The sequence below is a fragment of the Paenibacillus sp. RC21 genome (assembly GCF_044907935.1).
Taxonomy (GTDB): domain Bacteria; phylum Bacillota; class Bacilli; order Paenibacillales; family Paenibacillaceae; genus Paenibacillus; species Paenibacillus terrae_A.
Genome location: NZ_JBIYCS010000002.1, coordinates 334,783 through 353,569, shown reverse-complemented (window position 1 = coordinate 353,569; position 18,787 = coordinate 334,783). Strand labels below are relative to the sequence as shown.

General features: G+C 49.6%; 23 protein-coding genes. All 23 read left to right on the top strand.

Annotation, left to right across the window (positions count from 1 at the left end; genetic code table 11):
• Positions 1 to 15 precede the first annotated feature (15 nt).
• Positions 16 to 1,269, top strand: a complete 1,254-nt coding sequence (locus ABIA61_RS06870; protein ID WP_044647662.1) for an aspartate kinase — start codon at positions 16 to 18, stop codon at positions 1,267 to 1,269.
• A gap of 352 nt (positions 1,270 to 1,621) precedes the next feature.
• Positions 1,622 to 2,617, top strand: a complete 996-nt coding sequence (gene spoIIIAA / locus ABIA61_RS06865; RefSeq protein ID WP_283652319.1) for a stage III sporulation protein AA — start codon at positions 1,622 to 1,624, stop codon at positions 2,615 to 2,617.
• A complete protein-coding gene (gene spoIIIAB, locus ABIA61_RS06860; RefSeq protein WP_014282236.1) occupies positions 2,610 to 3,128 on the top strand; it encodes a stage III sporulation protein SpoIIIAB in 519 nt (172 codons plus the stop codon). The genes spoIIIAA and spoIIIAB overlap by 8 nt, the downstream gene beginning before the upstream one ends.
• 12 nt (positions 3,129 to 3,140) lie before the next feature.
• Complete coding sequence (gene spoIIIAC, locus ABIA61_RS06855) at positions 3,141 to 3,344, top strand: stage III sporulation protein AC (protein ID WP_010345636.1); 204 nt, start codon at positions 3,141 to 3,143, stop codon at positions 3,342 to 3,344.
• Between the two features lie 8 nt (positions 3,345 to 3,352).
• Positions 3,353 to 3,742 carry a stage III sporulation protein AD gene (gene spoIIIAD / locus ABIA61_RS06850; RefSeq protein ID WP_025683336.1) on the top strand — a complete coding sequence of 130 codons (390 nt, stop codon included), beginning with the start codon at positions 3,353 to 3,355 and terminating at the stop codon, positions 3,740 to 3,742.
• Positions 3,743 to 3,754: 12 nt separating this feature from the next.
• Positions 3,755 to 4,945 carry a stage III sporulation protein AE gene (spoIIIAE, locus tag ABIA61_RS06845; RefSeq protein ID WP_283652318.1) on the top strand — a complete coding sequence of 397 codons (1,191 nt, stop codon included), beginning with the start codon at positions 3,755 to 3,757 and terminating at the stop codon, positions 4,943 to 4,945.
• A 38-nt stretch (positions 4,946 to 4,983) separates the two neighbouring features.
• Positions 4,984 to 5,754: a stage III sporulation protein AF gene (gene spoIIIAF / locus ABIA61_RS06840; protein ID WP_283652317.1), complete on the top strand. Its 771-nt coding sequence runs from the start codon at positions 4,984 to 4,986 to the stop codon at positions 5,752 to 5,754.
• Between the two features lie 16 nt (positions 5,755 to 5,770).
• The gene (gene spoIIIAG, locus ABIA61_RS06835; protein WP_404518894.1) at positions 5,771 to 6,412 is read left to right on the top strand and encodes a stage III sporulation protein AG; all 642 of its coding nucleotides are present in this window, start codon (positions 5,771 to 5,773) and stop codon (positions 6,410 to 6,412) included.
• A gap of 59 nt (positions 6,413 to 6,471) precedes the next feature.
• On the top strand, positions 6,472 to 7,299 hold the full coding sequence (locus tag ABIA61_RS06830) for a SpoIIIAH-like family protein (protein WP_283652316.1): 828 nt from the start codon (positions 6,472 to 6,474) through the stop codon (positions 7,297 to 7,299).
• A 138-nt stretch (positions 7,300 to 7,437) separates the two neighbouring features.
• The gene (gene accB, locus ABIA61_RS06825; protein ID WP_404518896.1) at positions 7,438 to 7,929 is read left to right on the top strand and encodes an acetyl-CoA carboxylase biotin carboxyl carrier protein; all 492 of its coding nucleotides are present in this window, start codon (positions 7,438 to 7,440) and stop codon (positions 7,927 to 7,929) included.
• A 63-nt stretch (positions 7,930 to 7,992) separates the two neighbouring features.
• Complete coding sequence (gene accC / locus ABIA61_RS06820) at positions 7,993 to 9,336, top strand: acetyl-CoA carboxylase biotin carboxylase subunit (protein ID WP_137063557.1); 1,344 nt, start codon at positions 7,993 to 7,995, stop codon at positions 9,334 to 9,336.
• A gap of 125 nt (positions 9,337 to 9,461) precedes the next feature.
• Complete coding sequence (locus ABIA61_RS06815; protein ID WP_014282228.1) at positions 9,462 to 9,875, top strand: Asp23/Gls24 family envelope stress response protein; 414 nt, start codon at positions 9,462 to 9,464, stop codon at positions 9,873 to 9,875.
• Between the two features lie 73 nt (positions 9,876 to 9,948).
• Complete coding sequence (gene amaP / locus ABIA61_RS06810; protein WP_283657139.1) at positions 9,949 to 10,488, top strand: alkaline shock response membrane anchor protein AmaP; 540 nt, start codon at positions 9,949 to 9,951, stop codon at positions 10,486 to 10,488.
• 15 nt (positions 10,489 to 10,503) lie between these two features.
• Positions 10,504 to 10,737, top strand: a complete 234-nt coding sequence (locus tag ABIA61_RS06805; protein WP_014282226.1) for a DUF2273 domain-containing protein — start codon at positions 10,504 to 10,506, stop codon at positions 10,735 to 10,737.
• 135 nt (positions 10,738 to 10,872) lie between these two features.
• A complete protein-coding gene (gene nusB / locus ABIA61_RS06800; protein WP_044647653.1) occupies positions 10,873 to 11,322 on the top strand; it encodes a transcription antitermination factor NusB in 450 nt (149 codons plus the stop codon).
• A gap of 37 nt (positions 11,323 to 11,359) precedes the next feature.
• A complete protein-coding gene (gene folD, locus ABIA61_RS06795; RefSeq protein WP_283652314.1) occupies positions 11,360 to 12,217 on the top strand; it encodes a bifunctional methylenetetrahydrofolate dehydrogenase/methenyltetrahydrofolate cyclohydrolase FolD in 858 nt (285 codons plus the stop codon).
• Positions 12,218 to 12,229: 12 nt separating this feature from the next.
• Positions 12,230 to 13,594: an exodeoxyribonuclease VII large subunit gene (xseA, locus tag ABIA61_RS06790; protein ID WP_404580507.1), complete on the top strand. Its 1,365-nt coding sequence runs from the start codon at positions 12,230 to 12,232 to the stop codon at positions 13,592 to 13,594.
• The gene (xseB, locus tag ABIA61_RS06785) at positions 13,584 to 13,844 is read left to right on the top strand and encodes an exodeoxyribonuclease VII small subunit (RefSeq protein WP_283652312.1); all 261 of its coding nucleotides are present in this window, start codon (positions 13,584 to 13,586) and stop codon (positions 13,842 to 13,844) included. The genes xseA and xseB overlap by 11 nt, the downstream gene beginning before the upstream one ends.
• The gene (locus tag ABIA61_RS06780; protein ID WP_283652311.1) at positions 13,816 to 14,739 is read left to right on the top strand and encodes a polyprenyl synthetase family protein; all 924 of its coding nucleotides are present in this window, start codon (positions 13,816 to 13,818) and stop codon (positions 14,737 to 14,739) included. The genes xseB and ABIA61_RS06780 overlap by 29 nt, the downstream gene beginning before the upstream one ends.
• Positions 14,740 to 14,847: 108 nt before the next feature.
• Positions 14,848 to 16,746 carry a 1-deoxy-D-xylulose-5-phosphate synthase gene (dxs, locus tag ABIA61_RS06775; protein WP_404518897.1) on the top strand — a complete coding sequence of 633 codons (1,899 nt, stop codon included), beginning with the start codon at positions 14,848 to 14,850 and terminating at the stop codon, positions 16,744 to 16,746.
• Positions 16,747 to 16,821: 75 nt separating this feature from the next.
• On the top strand, positions 16,822 to 17,673 hold the full coding sequence (locus ABIA61_RS06770) for a TlyA family RNA methyltransferase (RefSeq protein ID WP_283652309.1): 852 nt from the start codon (positions 16,822 to 16,824) through the stop codon (positions 17,671 to 17,673).
• Positions 17,674 to 17,826: 153 nt separating this feature from the next.
• Positions 17,827 to 18,303, top strand: coding sequence for a hypothetical protein (locus tag ABIA61_RS06765; protein WP_404518898.1), 477 nt, complete (start codon positions 17,827 to 17,829; stop codon positions 18,301 to 18,303).
• 16 nt (positions 18,304 to 18,319) lie between these two features.
• A complete protein-coding gene (gene ahrC, locus ABIA61_RS06760; RefSeq protein WP_014282217.1) occupies positions 18,320 to 18,769 on the top strand; it encodes a transcriptional regulator AhrC/ArgR in 450 nt (149 codons plus the stop codon).
• The last annotated feature ends 18 nt before the right edge of the window (positions 18,770 to 18,787 follow it).

Genomic DNA, 18,787 nt, shown 5'->3' with positions numbered 1-18,787 from the left:
AGGGAGTGAATATCGTTGTCTTTGTATGTCATGAAATTCGGAGGCAGTTCCGTCGGTGATACGGAGCGCATGAAACGCGTGGCAAAACGCGTTGTTGAGAAACAGAGTGAAGGGCATCAATGTGTAGTTGTTGTTTCTGCGATGGGGGATACAACAGACGAACTGATCGACCAGGCCAAATTGCTGAATGAGCAGTTGCCTGCACGTGAATTGGATATGCTGATGACGACTGGCGAGCAAATTTCGATTGCATTGTTGTCGATGGCTATTCAGCAGTTGGGACATGAGGCGGTATCGTTTACGGGATGGCAGGCTGGTTTCCGTACCGAATCCGAGCACGGTCGGGCGAGAATTACGGACATCCAACCTCAGCGGGTACTGGATGCACTAAGCAGTAATAAAATTGTCGTGGTTGCGGGTTTCCAGGGGATGTCTGCTGAAGGAGATATTACGACGCTGGGACGTGGTGGTTCTGACACAACGGCGGTTGCGCTGGCGGCGGCGATCCAGGCGGATGCTTGCGAAATTTACACGGATGTGGATGGCATATATTCTACAGATCCACGGATCGTGAAGGTTGCCCGTAAGCTGAAAGAAATTTCCTATGATGAAATGTTGGAATTAGCCAATCTGGGTGCGGCAGTGTTGCATCCGCGTGCGGTAGAATATGCGAAACATAACCGGGTACCGCTGATTGTGCGGTCCAGTTTTAACCATAATGAAGGAACGGTCGTAAAGGAGGATGCAGTAATGGAGCAGGGCGTAGTAGTCAGTGGGATTGCATATGATAAAAATGTAGCAAGAATCAGTATTTTGGGCGTAGTCGATACTCCTGGTGTATTGGCGAAAGTATTCGGAACGCTGGCGGGAGCCAAAATTGATGTAGACATTATTGTGCAAAGCGGTGTTGAGGCTGGCAAAGCAGACTTTTCCTTTACAGTGGCTCTAACGGATCGCGAAGCAGCTTTGAAGACGTTGGAAGGCATTCGCACAGAGCTTCCATACCGTGAAGTGACGTCTGAAGAAAACCTCGTCAAAGTATCCATCGTAGGTGCAGGTATGGTCAGCCATCCAGGCGTTGCAGCGCAAATGTTTGCTGTGTTGGCAGAACAAGGCGTGAGCATTAAAATGGTAAGCACATCTGAAATCAAGGTATCGTGTGTGATCGAGGCTGGCAAACTCCATGGGGTTATTCAGGCGCTGCATACAGCGTACAATCTGGATACTGAGGAGCAAGCATTTGTAGGTGGACCGCAGGACCGTCGGTAATTGAATGGGAATATTGCGCCTCCTAAATTCATAGTTTTATAATCATAGAATATAGCGGTAGGTAAGAGGTTGTTTTTTCAGCGAGTGATGGGCTGAAGGGCAGCCTCTTTTATTGTGAATCTATTGTTTTTGTTCCAGGGTATCCCTTAGCCGTCAAGGCTTCGGGGTGCCTTTTTTGATTTTTGCAGATTCCATGAAGGAGCTTTAGGTGGCGGGGAATATGTTTGTTAAAGGCGGATAGGAGCTTTGAAATCAACGACTAGGTTTTCGATATATTTTCGGCATAAAAAGCGAGAGTCGGCCATAGACTTGTCTTAAAGAAAAAGGACAACTGTGAGGGGGCGGCATCGGTATGGAATGGCTGGAGTTATTTCCCGAACCGTTGCACGGTATACTCGGAAAGCTTCCGGAAACGATATTCAAGCAACTGGAGGAAATTCGGGTCCGGGAAGGAAGGCCGCTGGAAATTAATACAAATGGTGAACACCATTTTGTAACGTCCGCCGGTCGGCTGACTTTGAACCATATGGAAGCCTATAAGCCGGACCGGGAGGATGCCCACCGTTTGCTGGATTTTATCAGCAATCATTCCCTGTACACCATGGAGGAGGAGCTTCGCAAAGGGTTTATTACCATTCCCGGGGGTCACCGGATCGGGTTGGCGGGGAGAACGGTGCTTAGCAGGGGGCGAGTGGAGCATTTGAGGGATATAAGCAGCTTTAATGTAAGAATTGCCCGGGCGATTCCCGGTATAGCTGATCGCATATTGCCTTATGTAGCGGATCGAAAATCCGGTAAAATCCTTCATACCCTCATCTTGTCCCCGCCTCAGCATGGCAAAACAACACTGCTTAGGGACTTGGCCCGGCAACTAAGCTACGGGGGGCTGGAAAGCAATGGGGGGCGTCGAAGCGGGCTCAAAGTAGGCATTATAGATGAACGTTCGGAGATTGCCGGCAGTCACAAGGGCATTCCCGGTTTTGATGTTGGACCTCGAACCGACGTATTGGATGGATGTCCGAAAGCAGAAGGCATGATGATGATGATTCGTTCCATGTCGCCAGATGTGCTGATCGTCGATGAAATCGGCCGACCTGAGGATGCCGAAGCGGTGCGTGAAGCGCTTCATGCGGGGATCGCAGTCATTGCTTCCGCACATGGACGTGATGTGGCTGAAATGGCGACCCGGCCTGCTTTTGCCGGATTGACTACAGGACAGGAGCTGTTTCAGCTCTACGTCATGCTGGAGCGGACGAGCCGGGGCGTCTCCTTCCGGCTGGCAGATGCCAAACAGCGCAGGCTGACACTGTCTGGGGAAGGGCAGAACGGAGGCATATCTTATGCTTAAGCTGCTGGGTGCCGCGTTGGTTATACTCGCCGCTACGCTGGCTGGCTGGCAGCGGGCAAGGCAGTTTGCGCTGAGGCCGCGGCAGATCAGAGAGCTGATTCTCGCGCTGCAAAGGCTGACCACCGAGGTTTCCTACGGGGTGTCACCGCTACCGGATGCTTTTGCCAAGACGGGAGAGCCGTTGCGGGAGCCGCTGCGAACCTTGTTCAAGCAAGCCTCACACTGGATGCACCCCTCCTTTGGGCTGACCGCCAGAGAAAGCCTGCATAAAGCGATTGAAGCCTCGTGGAGCCGCTCCAGTATGCAGCAGGCCGAGAAGGAAGCGATGCGGCAGCTTGCTTACAGTCTCGGAACCAGCGACCGTGAAGACCAGATCAAGCACATTGCGCTAACCATCCAGCAGCTATCCCATGAGGAAGCGCAGGCGCAGGCGGATCAGGTGAGATACGAGCGCATGAGCAGAAGCCTGGGACTGCTGATCGGAGCATTGATCGTCATTTTGATCTATTAGCGGGGTGCTCGAATGAATTTAGAAGTGAACGCTATTTTTCAGATTGCCGGAATTGGCATTATTATCGCCATGATTCATACCGTACTCAAGCAAATGGGCAAAGAAGACATGGCCCACTGGGTAACGGTCATCGGCTTTGTTGTGGTGCTGTTCATGGTGGTACGAATGCTGGATAACCTTCTGCAAGAGATCAAATCTATCTTTCTTTTTCAGTAGGTGGACACATGGAAATCATTCAGGTGGTCGGCTTCGCCCTGATTGCCACAGTTCTTATTTTGGTCATTAAGGAACAGAAGCCGATGTTTGCTTTTCTGATTGCGACAGCCGCGGGAATCGTCATTTTTTTACTGTTGATTGGCAAGATTGGGTCCGTAGTTGCTGTGCTGGAGCGTCTGGCAAGGTCATCTGGCATGGATATGATTTATTTTAAAACCGTGCTGAAAATTATCGGTATCGCTTATATTGCCGAATTTGGAGCGCAGGTGGTTCGGGATGCGGGACAAGACGGGATTGCCTCCAAAATTGAGCTTACAGGAAAGGTGCTCATTATGGTGCTGGCGATCCCGATTATCAGCATTATCATTGACACGATTCTGAAGCTGATGCCCGCCTGAGGGGGTGATGCCATGAAAAGGCTGGAGGGCATGCCGAATCTCAAAGTGGTTGCCATTTTGCTGCTATGTCTCTGGTGTGCCTCGGCTGTGGTCATGTTTGCAGATACACCTGCGAATGAATGGATCAGACAACAGGCGGAGCAGATGCCCAAAGATGAGGTAGAGCATTATTGGGACGGGCTGATGCAGCAATATGGCGGATTTTTCCCTGATCAGAAAACGCCTTCCTTCATGGATATGCTGCTTCCGGGCGGTGAAGGGTTCAGCATTAAAGGTGTATTGAGCGCCATAGCCGACTTTTTCATCCACGAAATTCGGGTGAATGCCAAGCTGCTCGTCACCATTGTCATGCTCAGCATTATGAGTATGGTGCTGGAAACTCTGCAAAGTGCTTTTGAAAGTAATCAGGTCAGCAAAGTCGCCTACGCCATTGTCTACATGGTCATTATCATCCTGGCGATTAACAGCTTTAGTGTAGCGATCGGTTATGCAAAGGAAGCCATTGACAGCATGATTCAGTTTATGATGGCGATGCTGCCCCTGCTGTTTACCATGCTGGCTTCGATGGGCAACGTCGTAACGGTTTCGGTCACCCACCCGCTGATTGTATTTATGATCAACACGGTCGGGACGGTCATTCATACGCTGGTGTTCCCGCTGCTGTTCTTCTCGGCGGTGTTGTATCTGGTCAACTCACTGACAGGCAAATACAAGCTGACCCAGTTAGCCGATCTGCTGCGTAACGCCGGAGTGGGGGTGCTGGGGGTGCTTTTGACCATTTTTCTGGGTGTCATTTCCGTACAGGGCTTGACGTCGTCTGTAACTGACGGATTAACGATCCGCACGGCCAAGTATATTACAGGCAGTTTTGTTCCGGTGGTTGGCAAGGCGCTGGCAGATGCGACAGATACGGTCATTTCGGCTTCGTTGCTCGTGAAAAATGCCATTGGTCTGGTGGGAGTCATCATTATCCTGTTCCTCTGCGCCTTCCCTGCCCTCAAGATTCTAACGCTGGCCCTGATCTATAAAGTCACAGCAGCAATTATGCAGCCTTTGGGAGATACGCCTATTGTGGAATGCCTGGACGCAATCGGTAAAAGCATGATTTATGTCTTCGCAGCGCTGGCGGCAGTGGGTTTAATGTCCTTCCTTGCGATTACGGTCATGCTCGCGGCAGGCAATATGACAGTCATGATGAGGTGAGAGAATGATCGGAAATCAAACGGAGGGAGGGGAGTGACGTGACCTGGCTGGGAGGCTGGCTTAAGGAACTGGTGCTGATTGTGCTGCTGGCTTCTTTTATCGATATGATCTTGCCAAGCCGTTCCATGGAAAGGTATGTCAAGCTCGTACTCAGCCTGCTTATTCTACTGACGCTGCTCTCTCCGGTCGTGCGTTTGCTGAGTACCAGTCCCTCTGAGCTTCTGGGGCGCGCGTTTGATCTTCAACGTCAGGCAGAGACGGGTAAGGGCGAACCAACATTGGAGGAAATATTGGCAAAAGGCAACAAGTTGAAGCAGCAACAGGAGCAAAGCTCCATGCAATGGGCTGGCCAAGAGGTCGCCAAGGAAATCAAGGGACAGCTGGAGCAAAGTACCGGGTTAGCAATTCAATCGGTTCAGGTTACGCTTGCTCAGATGAAGCAGGGAGCGTCCGATCTGGAGGCTGGAACGGGGATTCAGTCGGTTGTGGTTAAGTTGGCGGAGCAGCAGTCTGGGCGTAAGGAGAAAAACACGAATGTCCCGCCAGATTTGGACTCCAAGCCGATTATGGTAGAGCCTGTCGCTGAAAAAGCAGTAAATATCCGCATAGAGCCAACACCTGTAAAAGCATCGGACCAAGAGAAGGGAACGTTAGAGGGTGCCAACAACCATGCGGAAGGCTCTGATGTTGAAAAGACAGCAGATACGCAAGCTTTCGGTTTAATTACGGGACTGTTGCACGAAAAATGGGGTGTCGACAGCAAAAATGTGCAGGTACTTTCTTCGCAGGACGGTACACATGAATGGTAACAGGAGGTGAGCAGAAATGGGCAAATGGATGAAAAAGCTGGAGCAATGGATGGGCGGGGGGGCAGACGGGCCCAAAAGGTTCAATTCATTTCGCTGGCTGCTTATTCTCGGTCTTATCGGGGTCGCGATCATGCTTTTTAACTCGTTTGTCAATGTGAAAAAGGTGGACCCGGAAAACGTGGGGCGGGAGCCGCCTGGAGTGATGAAAAATGAACCCGCACTTCAGACAACGGGGGGGGAGGAAAGTTCCTTTGCCGGAATTGAGAAGGTGTTCGAAGATAATATGAAGCAGATGCTGGAGCAGATTGTTGGTGTAGGAACCGTCGATGTCATGGTTACAGTTGACTCCACCGAGGAAGTCATCGTTCAACGTAATGTGAAGGATATGCAGGAAGAAAATAACGAGACGGATGCCAATGGCGGTCAGCGACATACCACTCAATATACACGCGATGGAGAGATTGTCACCTATGAATCGTCAGGAGGTCAGCACACCCCGATTGTTACAAAAAAAGTAAAGCCGCAGGTGAGGGGAGTGCTGGTGGTGGCGATGGGAGCAGAAAACCCCACCGTGAAGCAGTTGATTGTGGATGCCGTACAGAAGGGACTCAATGTGCCTTCCTATAAAATTTCAGTCGTCCCGCGCAAGCAGGGATAGATTGAAATCCTAATCAGGGATAAATGAAATCCTAATTTAATGATATTGGAGGACGGAACATGAATAACAAAAGACAAACCGTTTGGCTGGTGTCCATGTTGAGTTTAATGGTCGTGCTGTCTGCGTACTATCTGTTTACGGAGGACTCCAGCCCGGCTAACCCGCCTGTGGCGGACAGTGAGCAAGTGAGCAAGGTTAAGCAGGATACCGCCCAGGAAGCGACAGGTAAGGCAGAAGAGCAATTAAACGAGCTGAAAGTGAATGAAGTGGTAACTAATGGAGAAGTAACCGGAGAAGGAACTGCCTCTTCCGCGAAGACGGACACGGCTGCCGCAACGGATCCTGCTACCGAATCTACTACAGGCGAAAATAAAGATACGGCCGCTGCCCAGGCTACTGAGTCTGCTAAATCGGATCAAAATACTACTGCTACCGTGCCGGATACTGCGGCAAAAAGTGACGACAAAACAGCATCCACTGCGAAAACGGACCAGCAGGTGCTCGATCAGGTGGCAACGGAACAAGCCGCGAAGCCAACGGCCGCTGCTGTTATCGACAACTACTTGCTGGAGCGGGATGTGGCGAATCAAAAGAAGAATGATGAGCTGACGACTGCAATGAACGATAGCACTGCCAAGAAAGCCGCAGAAGCACAAAAAGAATTGCATGTGCTGGAAGACAAACAGGCGAAAATCACTGGAATTGAGGAAGAGCTTCAACAGCAGTTCGCCAATGCGGTGGTTCGTGAGGAAGATGCTGATAAATACAAGGTAGTGGTTCTGAGTGAAAAACTGGATGCCAAGCAAGCGGTAACGATCGTCGATAAGGTCATGAAAGAACTGAACGTAACACAGGACAAGATCAGCGTCCAGTATGTTACACAATAAGACAAAAATCGAGAAAAAGCCCGGATTTCTGCACATTTCCGGGCTCTTTCTATTTTTAATGATTGTGATATAATACATAAAGCTGTTTCAACAATGTTATCAGCAACCGGCAAAATGCTGAAGGAGTGATTAATAGAGATGTTCAAATTAAGCGAGATTAAGGAATTGATCAAGCTGGTGGATGAAACGTCTGTACATGAGCTTGAAATTGAAAATGAAGGAACTCGCCTGTTGATCCGTAAACCGGGCAAAAGCGAGATCGTTACGGTACAGGCTCCTGTGGCAGCACCTACTTATACGGTGGCACCACAAGCTGCTATTCCGAATCCACAAGCACAGTCCGATGCAGGACATGCATCTGTTGAGGAGACTAAGGAATATGCAAGCAATCTACATAAAATCGTATCTCCGATGGTGGGCACTTTCTATAGTTCTTCATCCCCGGATACGGCTTCGTATGTGAGTATCGGCAGTAAAGTAGGCGAGAAAACAACGGTGTGTATTATTGAGGCGATGAAGCTGATGAACGAGCTGGAAGCTGAAGTGAAGGGCGAAATTGTGGAAATTTTGGCCGAAAACGGACAGTTGGTCGAGTATGGCCAGCCATTGTTCCTTGTGAAACCGGAGTAATACGCTCGCTTGTACCCTCTGTTTTGAGGGTTCAGCCAGGCTGCTCCCAGGGAGGATAAAGTCATGACATTTCAAAAAGTATTGATTGCGAATCGTGGGGAAATTGCGGTTCGTATCATTCGCGCTTGCCGCGAAATGAATATTTCGACGGTTGCCGTATATTCGGAAGCCGACAAGGATTCGTTACATGTGCGTCTCGCAGATGAGGCTTACTGTATCGGACCGACGCTGTCCAAGGACAGCTACCTGAATTTTACGAACTTGATGAGCGTTGCGACATTGACTGAATGTGATGCGATTCATCCAGGTTACGGATTTTTAGCTGAAAACGCCGACTTCGCTGAAATTTGCGAATCTTGCAATATTACATTTATTGGTCCTTCTCCAGAAGCGATTAACAAAATGGGGGATAAGGCTGTTGCCAAGCAGACGATGAAGGATGCCGGGGTTCCGGTCATTCCGGGTTCGGACGGGCTGGTGGAGGATTTGCAGGATGCCATTACCATTGCTCGCGATATTGGCTATCCGGTAATCATCAAGGCCACAGCAGGTGGCGGCGGTAAAGGTATCCGTATCGCCGAGGATGAGGATAATCTTATTCAACAAATTACTACCGCCCAGCAGGAAGCGCAAAAAGCGTTTGGTAACGCAGGTGTGTATCTGGAAAAATATTTGACCGGTATGAAGCACGTGGAGATTCAGATCATAGCGGACAAGCACGGCAATGTTGCGCATCTGGGCGAACGGGACTGCTCTGTGCAGCGCCGTCGTCAGAAGCTGCTGGAGGAAGCGCCGTGTCCTGTACTTTCGCAGGATGTGCGTGAAGAAATGGGCCAGGCAGCCGTTCGTGCGGCTTTGGCTGTACAATATTCCGGTGCGGGAACGCTGGAATTTTTGCTTGGACCGGATAATCAATTTTATTTTATGGAAATGAACACACGTATTCAGGTAGAACATCCCGTAACGGAGATGATTACCGGTGTGGATTTGATTAAGGAAATGATTTTGGTCGCTGAGGGGCATCCGCTTTCCTTTACACAGGAAGAAGTCACCATCAATGGATGGGCGATGGAGTGCCGTATTAACGCCGAGGACCCGGATCGCAATTTTATGCCTGCACCGGGTAAAATCGGATTTTATCTGCCTCCAGGCGGCCCAGGGGTACGCGTAGACAGCGCAGCTTATCCGGGCTACAGCATTCCTCCTTATTATGACTCCATGATTGCCAAATTGATTGTGTGGGCGCCTACACGTCAGGAAGCGATTGCCAAAATGAAGCGGGCTCTGTCCGAATTTGCTATTGAAGGCATACCGACAACGATTTCTTTTCATCAACGTTTGTTGGAGCATCCGACCTTCGTCAAGGGCGATTTTGATATTAAATTTTTGGAGGAAAACGAAGTTTAATCGGTATATTTCCTTAGTTTGTCATAATGAACGCCAAATGATATAGTATGGATAATAAGTGAGCATGTCTGCTTTGAAATCCAAAGCTGAAGTGAAACTTATTTTGACCGAAAGGTGTTGAAGGTATGAGCACAGTGCCAACCGAATTCGAGCGTACGGAAATTGGGGAGATTCAGATTGCCCCGGAGGTTATTGAAGTCATTGCCGGACTGGCAACCGTTGAGGTGCCGGGCGTAGCGGGAATGAGTGGCGGATTTGCAGGCGGGTTTGCCGAACTACTGGGCCGCAAAAATTTGTCCAAAGGTGTAAAAGTGGAAGTCGGACAGCGTGAAGCAGCTGTAGACGTCTCCGTCATTATCGAGTACGGTAACCGTCTGCCTGAGGTGGCTGCTGCTATTCAGCAGAACGTTAAGCGTTCCATTGAAACCATGACAGGTCTTAACGTTGTTGAAGTGAACGTGCAAATTCATGATGTTCAATTCAAAAGTGCCGAAAAAGTAGAAGAGCCGGAAGTTCTGGGCGCCGGACGGGTTAAATAGAGCGATACTTTGTACAAACCCCCGACCCTTAAGGGTCGAGGGTTTACTCTAATTTAAGGAGGCTGTGCGTTTCGTGGCTAAAGTTATGGACAGACTTCTGCTGTTCTTGTACAGCTTAAGTATCGGAATTATTTCCATTCTCGCCATCCTCCTCCTGAGCGGGGCCATTCCGTATGCCTTAAGCATTCAGGATGAGCGGATTGTGTGGTTTACCAGCTTGATTATTGCTGGAGTGCTGCTGCTTTTGAGTCTCCGGATTTTCTATATCTCCATTCGCCGGAACCAAACGGTACAGCATTCTATAGATCAACGAACGGAGTACGGTGACATTCAGATTTCAGTGGATACCATCGAAAATCTGTGTCTCAAAGCGGCCTCCAGATTTCGTGGGATACAGGATTTGAAAGCACGTATTCGCGTGCTGGAATCGGGACTTGATATTACGATTCGGGCGGTTGTGGACGGGGAAAGTTCTATTCCGGTGTTAACCTCCGAGGTACAAAAGGGGGTACACGACCATGTGGAAGAAATTACGGGAATTCCTGTGTCCAATGTGTCTGTGTACATCGCCAATGTTTCTCAGTCACCAAGCTTTAAGAGTCGTGTGGAATAGAGGTGATTTTCCCTGATGCCCTGGAAAGAAATATGGGGAAGTTACAAGGGCCGGATCACAGGGATTACGGCCGGCATTTTTTTCGGGTTTATTTATTTGTGGGCAGGCTTTTGGAATATGTTGTTCTTTGCATTGATGGTGTTCATCGGATATACGCTAGGAAGACGTAGCGACGCAGCGCTTGGTTCCCTCCTCCCTTGGAAGGAATGGAGCGACTGGCTGTCGCAACGTTGGCGTCCTTTTAAATGAACCCTGTGATACGCTTTCTCCAAAATAGAGCTGTAGCTTCTTTGCGCCCAACGTTTTGGAGGATGCGTTCACAGGTTTTTTTGTGGAATTGGTTAAAATGAAAAAATAGATACAGGCAAGCGTAGGAGGCAGGGCATGAAAAGACGTCTGGCGAGGGAAATAGCGGTACAAAGCATGTACCATATGGAAATGAATGAAGTGGATGCAGCAGCAGCAGTAGATATGTTGCTCCAGGAAGCGGCAGAGGATAACGAAGCGGAAGTAGTCATAAAAAATGCAGCAGTGTTAAGGGCTTACGTATTGGAGCATGTACGGGGTACCTGGGAACACAAGGAAGCGATTGACAAACTTCTGGTGGATTATCTTAAAGGCTGGCAGATCAGCAGACTTTCACGCGTGGATCGCCAAATTTTGAGACTGGCGGCATATGAAATGATTTTCCGTGAGGATGTTCCAGCTAAAGTTGCAGTCAATGAAGCGATTGAATTGTCCAAGCATTTTGGCACCGAGGAGTCGGGTAAATTTGTCAACGGTGTTCTGGGACGGATTATACAAGAGCTGGAGCAACTGAAAGCACAGTTTTAAGTTGAGATTATTTTACTCAGGTTGGAGAGTGGTTAATATGTCAGCACCGATCATTGATGGCAAACAAATCTCTAAGGATATTCGCGCAAGCATTCAGCAGGAGGTTGTCCGTCTGAAGGAGCACAACTTTCAGCCTGGACTGGCTGTCGTACTGGTAGGTGAAGATCCTGCTTCTCAGGTGTATGTTAGAAACAAGGAAAAGGCATGTCATGATCTCGGTTATTATTCCGAGGTACATCGGTTGGCAGCGGATACTTCACAGGAAGCATTGCTGGAGCTGGTGGACAAGCTGAATCTCCAAAGTAATATTCACGGGATTCTGGTACAGCTTCCGTTGCCCAAACACATTCATGAAAAAGCAGTCATTGACGCCATTGCAGTCGAGAAGGATGTGGATGGATTCCATCCGGTGAACGTGGGGAATCTGGTCATCGGTGATGATAGTCTCCTGCCTTGTACTCCTGCTGGTGTCATTGAGCTGATCAAGCGTGCGGGGGTAGAAATTGCGGGTAAGCATGCGGTGGTCATTGGTCGCAGTAATATCGTGGGCAAGCCGGTATCGCTGCTGTTGCAGCGCGAAAATGCTACGGTGACCATGTGTCACTCTCGTACGGCGAATATCGCCGAGCTGAGTCGGCAAGCGGATATTTTGGTGGTTGCCATCGGAAAAGCCAACTTTATTGATGCTTCGTTCGTGAAGCCTGGAGCGGTAGTCATTGATGTAGGCATGAATCGTCTGGAGAGCGGAAAACTGGCGGGTGACGTTGATTTTGAGAGCGTGAAGCAAGTATGTGGTCCGATTACCCCTGTTCCCGGCGGTGTAGGTCCAATGACGATTACCATGCTGATGCAAAATACGCTCGTAGCGGCCAAGCGGTCGCACGGTTTGGCATAAGGGCGGTTGTCTGTGGCTGAACAGCGTATTTACTCTATTAAGGACTTGAATCGCTATATCCGGATGAAGCTGGAATCGGATCAGGTGCTGTCCGACGTATGGATACGTGGGGAAATTTCTAATTTTACGCATCATTCGAGTGGTCACATGTACTTTACACTCAAGGATGAGGGCAGCCGCATCCGTTCGATTATGTTTGCAACCCATAATCAGCGGCTTCCCTTCGTACCAAAGGAAGGTACGCGTGTTATTGCCCGGGGAAACGTATCTGTGTACGAACGGGATGGACAATATCAATTTTATGCAACCCAGATGCAGCCTGATGGCGTCGGAAGTCTCTACCTTGCATATGAGCAGCTCAAGCAAAAGCTGGATGTTGAAGGGCTGTTCGACAGCGCTCGCAAGCGCAATCTGCCTGCTCACCCTACGACAATCGGTGTCATTACTTCACCAACCGGAGCTGCCGTACGCGATATTATCACGACGCTTCAACGGAGATATCCGCAGGCTGGAATTATGTTATATCCTGTGCTTGTGCAGGGAAAAGGTGCTGCTCCCGCTATTGTTAAGGCGATTGAAGCCATGAACCGTATGCAGGAGGTTCAGGTGATGATCGTCGGGCGGGGCGGTGGCTCTTTGGAGGAGTTATGGGCGTTTAACGAGGAAGCGGTTGCGCGTGCCATTTTTGCATCGGGGATTCCGGTCATTTCGGCTGTTGGTCATGAAACGGATTTTACGATCGCGGATTTTGTGGCCGATTTGCGTGCGGCTACGCCGACCGCTGCCGCCGAGCTGGCTGTGCCTCATCAGCAAGAGTTGCGAGATCAGCTGCTCCAGCGGGAACAGCGATTACGCAACGCGCTCCGTCAACGGCTGGAAACCAGCCGTGAACGGTTGATCCGGCTTCGGCGCTCCCCGGTGCTGCTGCACCCGCGCCGCTATATGCTACAGCATGCGGAGCGGATGGATATGTTGCATCAGCGGCTCATCCGTGCAGCAGGTAACCGTTCGCGCTTGAACGCAGAGAAGAACGCGCGTATGCGTCAGGTGCTGGAGCGGTTTAACCCGCGCGAACAAATCCGGTCGGCCCGCAAGCAGACAGATGCGGCACAGCGTCAGCTGGAGACTGCAATGCGTGCTATTACCAAGACGGGACGACAGCAGCTGCACGCGGGTATTCGTCAGTTGGATGCACTTAGCCCGCTCAAGGTCATGTCGCGAGGCTACAGCCTTGTGTATGATGAGCAAGAGAAACGGCTGATCAAGTCGCTAAAAGACGTACAGCCGGGAGATTCCATTAAGATTAAAGTGAGTGACGGGCAGTTGGACTGCCAAGTATGGGGAATGAAGGAGGACGCGAAGCACGGTGGCGAATGAAACGGAATTGAATTTTGAAGCGGCCATGGCCGCTCTTGAAGAAATTGTCGGACAACTGGAGCACGGAGACGTTCCTCTGGAGCAAGCCATTGATCTGTTCCAGCGTGGCATGAAGCTGTCTCAGCTTTGCAGTCAGAAGCTGGAGCAAGTTGAACGTAAAATTGAAATGATTGTGGAAGAGGATGGAGATTTGCGCAAGAAGCCTTTCGGCAGCGGGTTAGATGAAAACGGTGGTGAAGGCGTTGAATAGATCGTCGTTCAAGGAATATTTGACCGGGACGGTGGACGCGGTTTCGTCTGCATTGACCGAGCAATTCCCAGCTCATTGGAGCATTCCCGCCGTTCTCCGTGAATCCATGAATTATTCACTCACCGCAGGCGGAAAACGCCTGCGGCCTCTGCTTGTGATCGCAGCTGCCGAAGCATTCGGCGGAAGCCGGGAGGCCGCGTTACCAGTAGCATGTGCGGTAGAAATGGTACATACGTACTCCCTGATTCACGACGACTTACCAGCCATGGATGATGATGATTATCGCCGGGGCAAACTGACGAATCATAAGGTATACGGTGAGGCGGTTGCTGTACTTGCAGGGGATGCATTGCTGACCCATGCCTTTCATAGCGTCGTACAAGCAGGTCGGCGTCACGGGGTTTCCTCCGATGCGCTACTGTCCATCGTGGAGGAGCTGTCCGAAATGAGCGGGGCACGGGGCATGGTAGGCGGTCAGGTCGCGGATATGTCCGGCGAGCAGGGGATGACAGGTATCGAGGAACTGGAATACATCCATCTCCATAAAACCGCAGATTTGATCATTTTCTCCCTCTTGGCAGGTGGACGGATCGGCGGAGCGGACAAGAATCAATTAGAAGCGCTTCGCCAATTTGGACGAGACCTGGGTTTGGCTTTTCAAATTCAGGACGATATACTGGATCTTATAGGCGATGAGAGCAAAATGGGTAAAAAAACGCAAAGTGATGTTGTACAGGAAAAGGTAACTTATCCGTTTTTTATCGGTATGGAGGCATCCCAGCAGCAAGTAGAGAAACTCACGGCATCTGCCAAAAAAGCGTTAATAGAAGGCGGTATACCGGATTCGTCGCGTTTGCTAGAGATTGCGGACTATCTTATGAAGCGTGATCATTAGTGCGGTTAAGGCATCATTGGCTTGTCTAGTGTTTAAGCAAGGTCACAAAGTGTGATATAATATTTGTTAACTTTACACACAAACTTGAAGGAAAGCGGGGAGATATGCGTGCTGCTTCCACACATAAAGCAACCGGGCGATCTGAAATCACTGTCGGTTGAGGAGCTGGCTTCTCTAGCCGAGGAAATCAGGAGCTTTTTGATTGAGAAGCTGTCCGTGACTGGGGGGCATCTGGCATCGAATCTGGGAGTGGTTGAGCTCACAATCGCCCTGCATTACTGCTATAACAGCCCGAAGGACAAGATGATTTATGACGTTGGGCATCAGGCCTACGTACACAAAATATTGACAGGGCGAATGGATCGGTTTGATACTCTTCGTCAGCGTGATGGACTTTGTGGATTTGTAAAAAGAAGCGAAAGCGAGCATGATGTCTGGGAAGCTGGTCATAGCAGCACATCTCTGTCAGCCGCAATGGGGATGGCTTTGGCACGAGATTTGAAGGGCGAGGACAATAAAGTTATTGCGTTGATCGGAGATGGAGCATTAACCGGAGGCATGGCCTTTGAAGCGTTGAACCATATTGGTCATGAACGTAAAAATTTGATGGTCATTCTGAATGACAACGAAATGTCGATAGCGCCGAATGTTGGGGCCATGCATAATTATTTGAGCAAAATCCGCTCGGACCGTCATTATTTGCGAGCAAAGGATGAGCTGGAAGTTTTGCTGAAAAAAATACCTGCTATCGGCGGTAAACTTGCCAAATCGGCTGGCCGTGTTAAGGACAGTCTTAAATATATGATGGTGCCGGGCGTGCTGTTTGAGGAGCTGGGGCTTACGTATCTCGGTCCGGTCGACGGACATGATTTGCCGAAGCTGATCGAAACCTTCAAGCAGGCTGATAACGTCACTGGCCCTGTGTTGGTGCATGTCGTAACCACTAAGGGCAAGGGTTACAAGCCTGCGGAGGCAGATTCACACAAATGGCACGGAATCAGTCCATACAAAATGGAATCCGGTCAGGTACTCAAGGCTGTGGGCAACCCCATGTATACGGAAATTTTCGGACGGACGCTGATTGAGCTGGCTGAAAAGGACGAACGTATTATAGCGGTTACGCCTGCCATGCCTGGTGGTTCGGGACTGGTGCCGTTTAGCAAGGAATTCCCTACACGGATGATTGATGTCGGCATTGCGGAGCAGCATGCGGCTACTATGTGTGCTGCGTTGGCAATGGAGGGGATGAAGCCGGTATTTGCGGTATACTCCACTTTTATGCAGCGTGCTTATGATCAAATTGTACATGACATTTGCCGTCATAATGCGAATGTGATGTTTGCGATTGACCGTGCCGGTTTTGTGGGGGCTGACGGAGAAACGCACCATGGCGTGTTCGACGTAGCATTTTTACGTCATATCCCCAATCTGGTGCTTATGATGCCTAAGGATGAAAACGAGCTGCGCCATATGATGAAAACAGCGCTTGATTACGACGATGGTCCGATTGCTTATCGCTATCCTCGTGTTAATGGGGTTGGTGTGCCGTTGGACACAGAACTGAAAGCTATACCCATCGGCAGTTGGGAGCTTCTCCGCAAGGGTGAGGGCTACACTGTAATCGCTTCAGGCCCGATGCTCCAGGTGGCGACAGAGGCTGCGGAGGCAATGAAACGCGAAGGCTTGCAAGTGGGTGTCGTCAATGCGCGTTTCCTTAAGCCTGTGGATGAGGATATGCTGCGTGAGCTGGCCCGCCAGCATACGAAGCTGATCGTTTTGGAAGAAGCTTCTGAAGCGGGAAGCTTGGGTAGCGCCGTGCTGGAATTTTACGCCAAAGAAGAAATGCAAAATGCACAGGTGCGTCTGATGGGGATTCCCGATATGTTTGTGGAGCATGGCTCGATCAAGGAGCAACGCGCAGAAGCGGGCCTTACCATTGAAGCTGTGTGCCTTAAGCTTCGCAAATGGGCTTCCGAGCCAGTGTATGGCATGGGACAATCGGTATAGGGGAATTTGCGACAACGTTGATATTTATGAAAAAGTATGACAAGAGCAGCGTAGCTGCCTTAAAGGGAGATTAACATGTCTGTTCCGAAGGAACGCATTGATGTATTACTTGTAGAGCAAGGCTTTTTTGAAAGCCGTGAAAAAGCCAAAGCCGCAATTATGGCAGGTCTGGTACTGGCCGACAGTGAACGGATCGAGAAGGCGGGTATGAAGGTACCACGCGACAGCGAGCTTAAAGTAAAGGGTGCAGTGCATCCATATGTAAGCCGTGGAGGGTTGAAGCTGGAAAAGGCTATCCGTCAATTCGAGCTGGATATGAAGGGCAGAACGATGCTGGATATCGGCTCATCCACCGGAGGTTTTACGGATTGTGCCCTCCAGCATGGAGCGGAGTATGTATATGCCATTGACGTGGGATATAATCAGCTGGACTGGTCCCTTCGAAATGACGAACGGGTATGCGTAATGGAGAAAACGAATTTCAGGTATATGACACCTGCAGATTTGAACGGTCCTGTACCGAATTTTGCAAGTATTGATGTTTCATTTATTTCGCTGCGCATTATTTTGCCACCATTGCTTGCGTTGCTGCGTCAGCCTGCTGACATTGTGGCTCTGATTAAGCCACAGTTTGAAGCCGGACGTGAAAAGGTGGGGAAATCCGGCGTCGTCCGCGATCCTGCAACGCACAAAGAAGTGTTGCAAACCATCCTGACGTTCTCGCACGAGCTTGGACTTTCGCTGCAAGGATTGGCTTATTCTCCTATTACCGGTGGAGAAGGCAATATTGAATTTTTGGCACATTGGCGTTTGGATAAGCCTGCTATTGCTGACCCGCAACAGGAAAGCGTTGATTTCCGTCCGTTAATTGACCTTACTGTTCAGGAAGCAGGGCAGACCTTCAATAATGGTCCGTCGCGTAAGTAACATTCAGGGGTTCTCAAGAGTTCTGTGAACTTAAGGGAACCTCTTTTTGGTGTGAGGGATTGATTAACGAACTCATGTTCGCTTATAATGAAATAACAGAAGAAAAGGGATTCCACCTTCTGTCCTAGAATATGTCCATGAGGTGATCGATTCATGGACACGCGATATGATACGGTTATCATTGTCGTGATCGGCGTAATATTAGCGGTATGGGCTTTTTACGGCCTGCGTACCTGGTTAAAGGAGCCGGGACCGCTTGTATTAAAGACTATACCGATTAACGAGGAGTTGGACGAAGGGCCTGCTGTGGACTTGCTGGAAGACGCGGGTTATAAGCTGGTGGGCGGAAAAATGAAAATACCGCTTGCTTTTAAAGTGAATGGACATACCATGTATAGCCGTTTGTTTATAGACTATGTGGCTGTGCGAAATGGTTCAACATATATGGTCAAAACGTCACGCCGCAAGAAACCGATGGAGTGGAATGGTCCTGATTTGCGGGACAGGCTTATGCCTTATCTGCTGCTTTATCCGGGCTGTGCGGGCGTATTGTACGTTGATACGGACGAACGAAATATCCGCCTTATTACATTGGCGGAAGACATCGAAGAAGAGGAATATGAGGATTAATCCATAGGAGGATTTTATGAAGGGTCAACGACATATTAAAATCAGGGAAATTATTTCACAACGGGAAATTGAAACGCAGGACGATCTGGTTGAAGCCTTACGCAAGGCTGGTTTTCAGGTCACTCAAGCCACTGTATCTAGGGACATCAAGGAACTGCTGCTTATTAAAGTTCCGATGGATGATGGCAGGTACAAATATTCGATGCCTTCAGATCAGCGATATAACCCGGCGCAGAAACTGAAACGTACATTGGTCGACAACTTTTTACATATTGATTATACGACCAATCTGATCGTGATGAAGTGTCTTCCGGGAACGGCGAACTCGATTGCTGCATTATTGGACAACATTGAATGGCCTGAAATTATGGGTACCATTAGCGGGGATGACACCATTTTGATTATTTGCCGATCAGAAGAGAACAGCGAGGCCATTGTGAATCGTCTTATGGGCTACATTTCCTAAACATGATTTCTTAGGCCT

Excerpts from the sequence above, each read along its gene's own strand:
- spoIIIAA (WP_283652319.1), top strand. The coding sequence starts at position 1,622 with ATGGAATGGCTGGAGTTATTTCCCGAACCGTTGCACGGTATACTCGGA.
- spoIIIAB (WP_014282236.1), top strand. The coding sequence starts at position 2,610 with ATGCTTAAGCTGCTGGGTGCCGCGTTGGTTATACTCGCCGCTACGCTG.
- spoIIIAC (WP_010345636.1), top strand. The coding sequence starts at position 3,141 with ATGAATTTAGAAGTGAACGCTATTTTTCAGATTGCCGGAATTGGCATT.
- spoIIIAD (WP_025683336.1), top strand. The coding sequence starts at position 3,353 with ATGGAAATCATTCAGGTGGTCGGCTTCGCCCTGATTGCCACAGTTCTT.
- spoIIIAE (WP_283652318.1), top strand. The coding sequence starts at position 3,755 with ATGAAAAGGCTGGAGGGCATGCCGAATCTCAAAGTGGTTGCCATTTTG.
- spoIIIAG (WP_404518894.1), top strand. The coding sequence starts at position 5,771 with ATGGGCAAATGGATGAAAAAGCTGGAGCAATGGATGGGCGGGGGGGCA.
- ABIA61_RS06830 (WP_283652316.1), top strand. The coding sequence starts at position 6,472 with ATGAATAACAAAAGACAAACCGTTTGGCTGGTGTCCATGTTGAGTTTA.
- accB (WP_404518896.1), top strand. The coding sequence starts at position 7,438 with ATGTTCAAATTAAGCGAGATTAAGGAATTGATCAAGCTGGTGGATGAA.
- accC (WP_137063557.1), top strand. The coding sequence starts at position 7,993 with ATGACATTTCAAAAAGTATTGATTGCGAATCGTGGGGAAATTGCGGTT.
- ABIA61_RS06815 (WP_014282228.1), top strand. The coding sequence starts at position 9,462 with ATGAGCACAGTGCCAACCGAATTCGAGCGTACGGAAATTGGGGAGATT.
- ABIA61_RS06805 (WP_014282226.1), top strand. The coding sequence starts at position 10,504 with ATGCCCTGGAAAGAAATATGGGGAAGTTACAAGGGCCGGATCACAGGG.
- nusB (WP_044647653.1), top strand. The coding sequence starts at position 10,873 with ATGAAAAGACGTCTGGCGAGGGAAATAGCGGTACAAAGCATGTACCAT.
- folD (WP_283652314.1), top strand. The coding sequence starts at position 11,360 with ATGTCAGCACCGATCATTGATGGCAAACAAATCTCTAAGGATATTCGC.
- ABIA61_RS06780 (WP_283652311.1), top strand. The coding sequence starts at position 13,816 with ATGAAAACGGTGGTGAAGGCGTTGAATAGATCGTCGTTCAAGGAATAT.
- ABIA61_RS06770 (WP_283652309.1), top strand. The coding sequence starts at position 16,822 with ATGTCTGTTCCGAAGGAACGCATTGATGTATTACTTGTAGAGCAAGGC.
- ABIA61_RS06765 (WP_404518898.1), top strand. The coding sequence starts at position 17,827 with ATGGACACGCGATATGATACGGTTATCATTGTCGTGATCGGCGTAATA.
- ahrC (WP_014282217.1), top strand. The coding sequence starts at position 18,320 with ATGAAGGGTCAACGACATATTAAAATCAGGGAAATTATTTCACAACGG.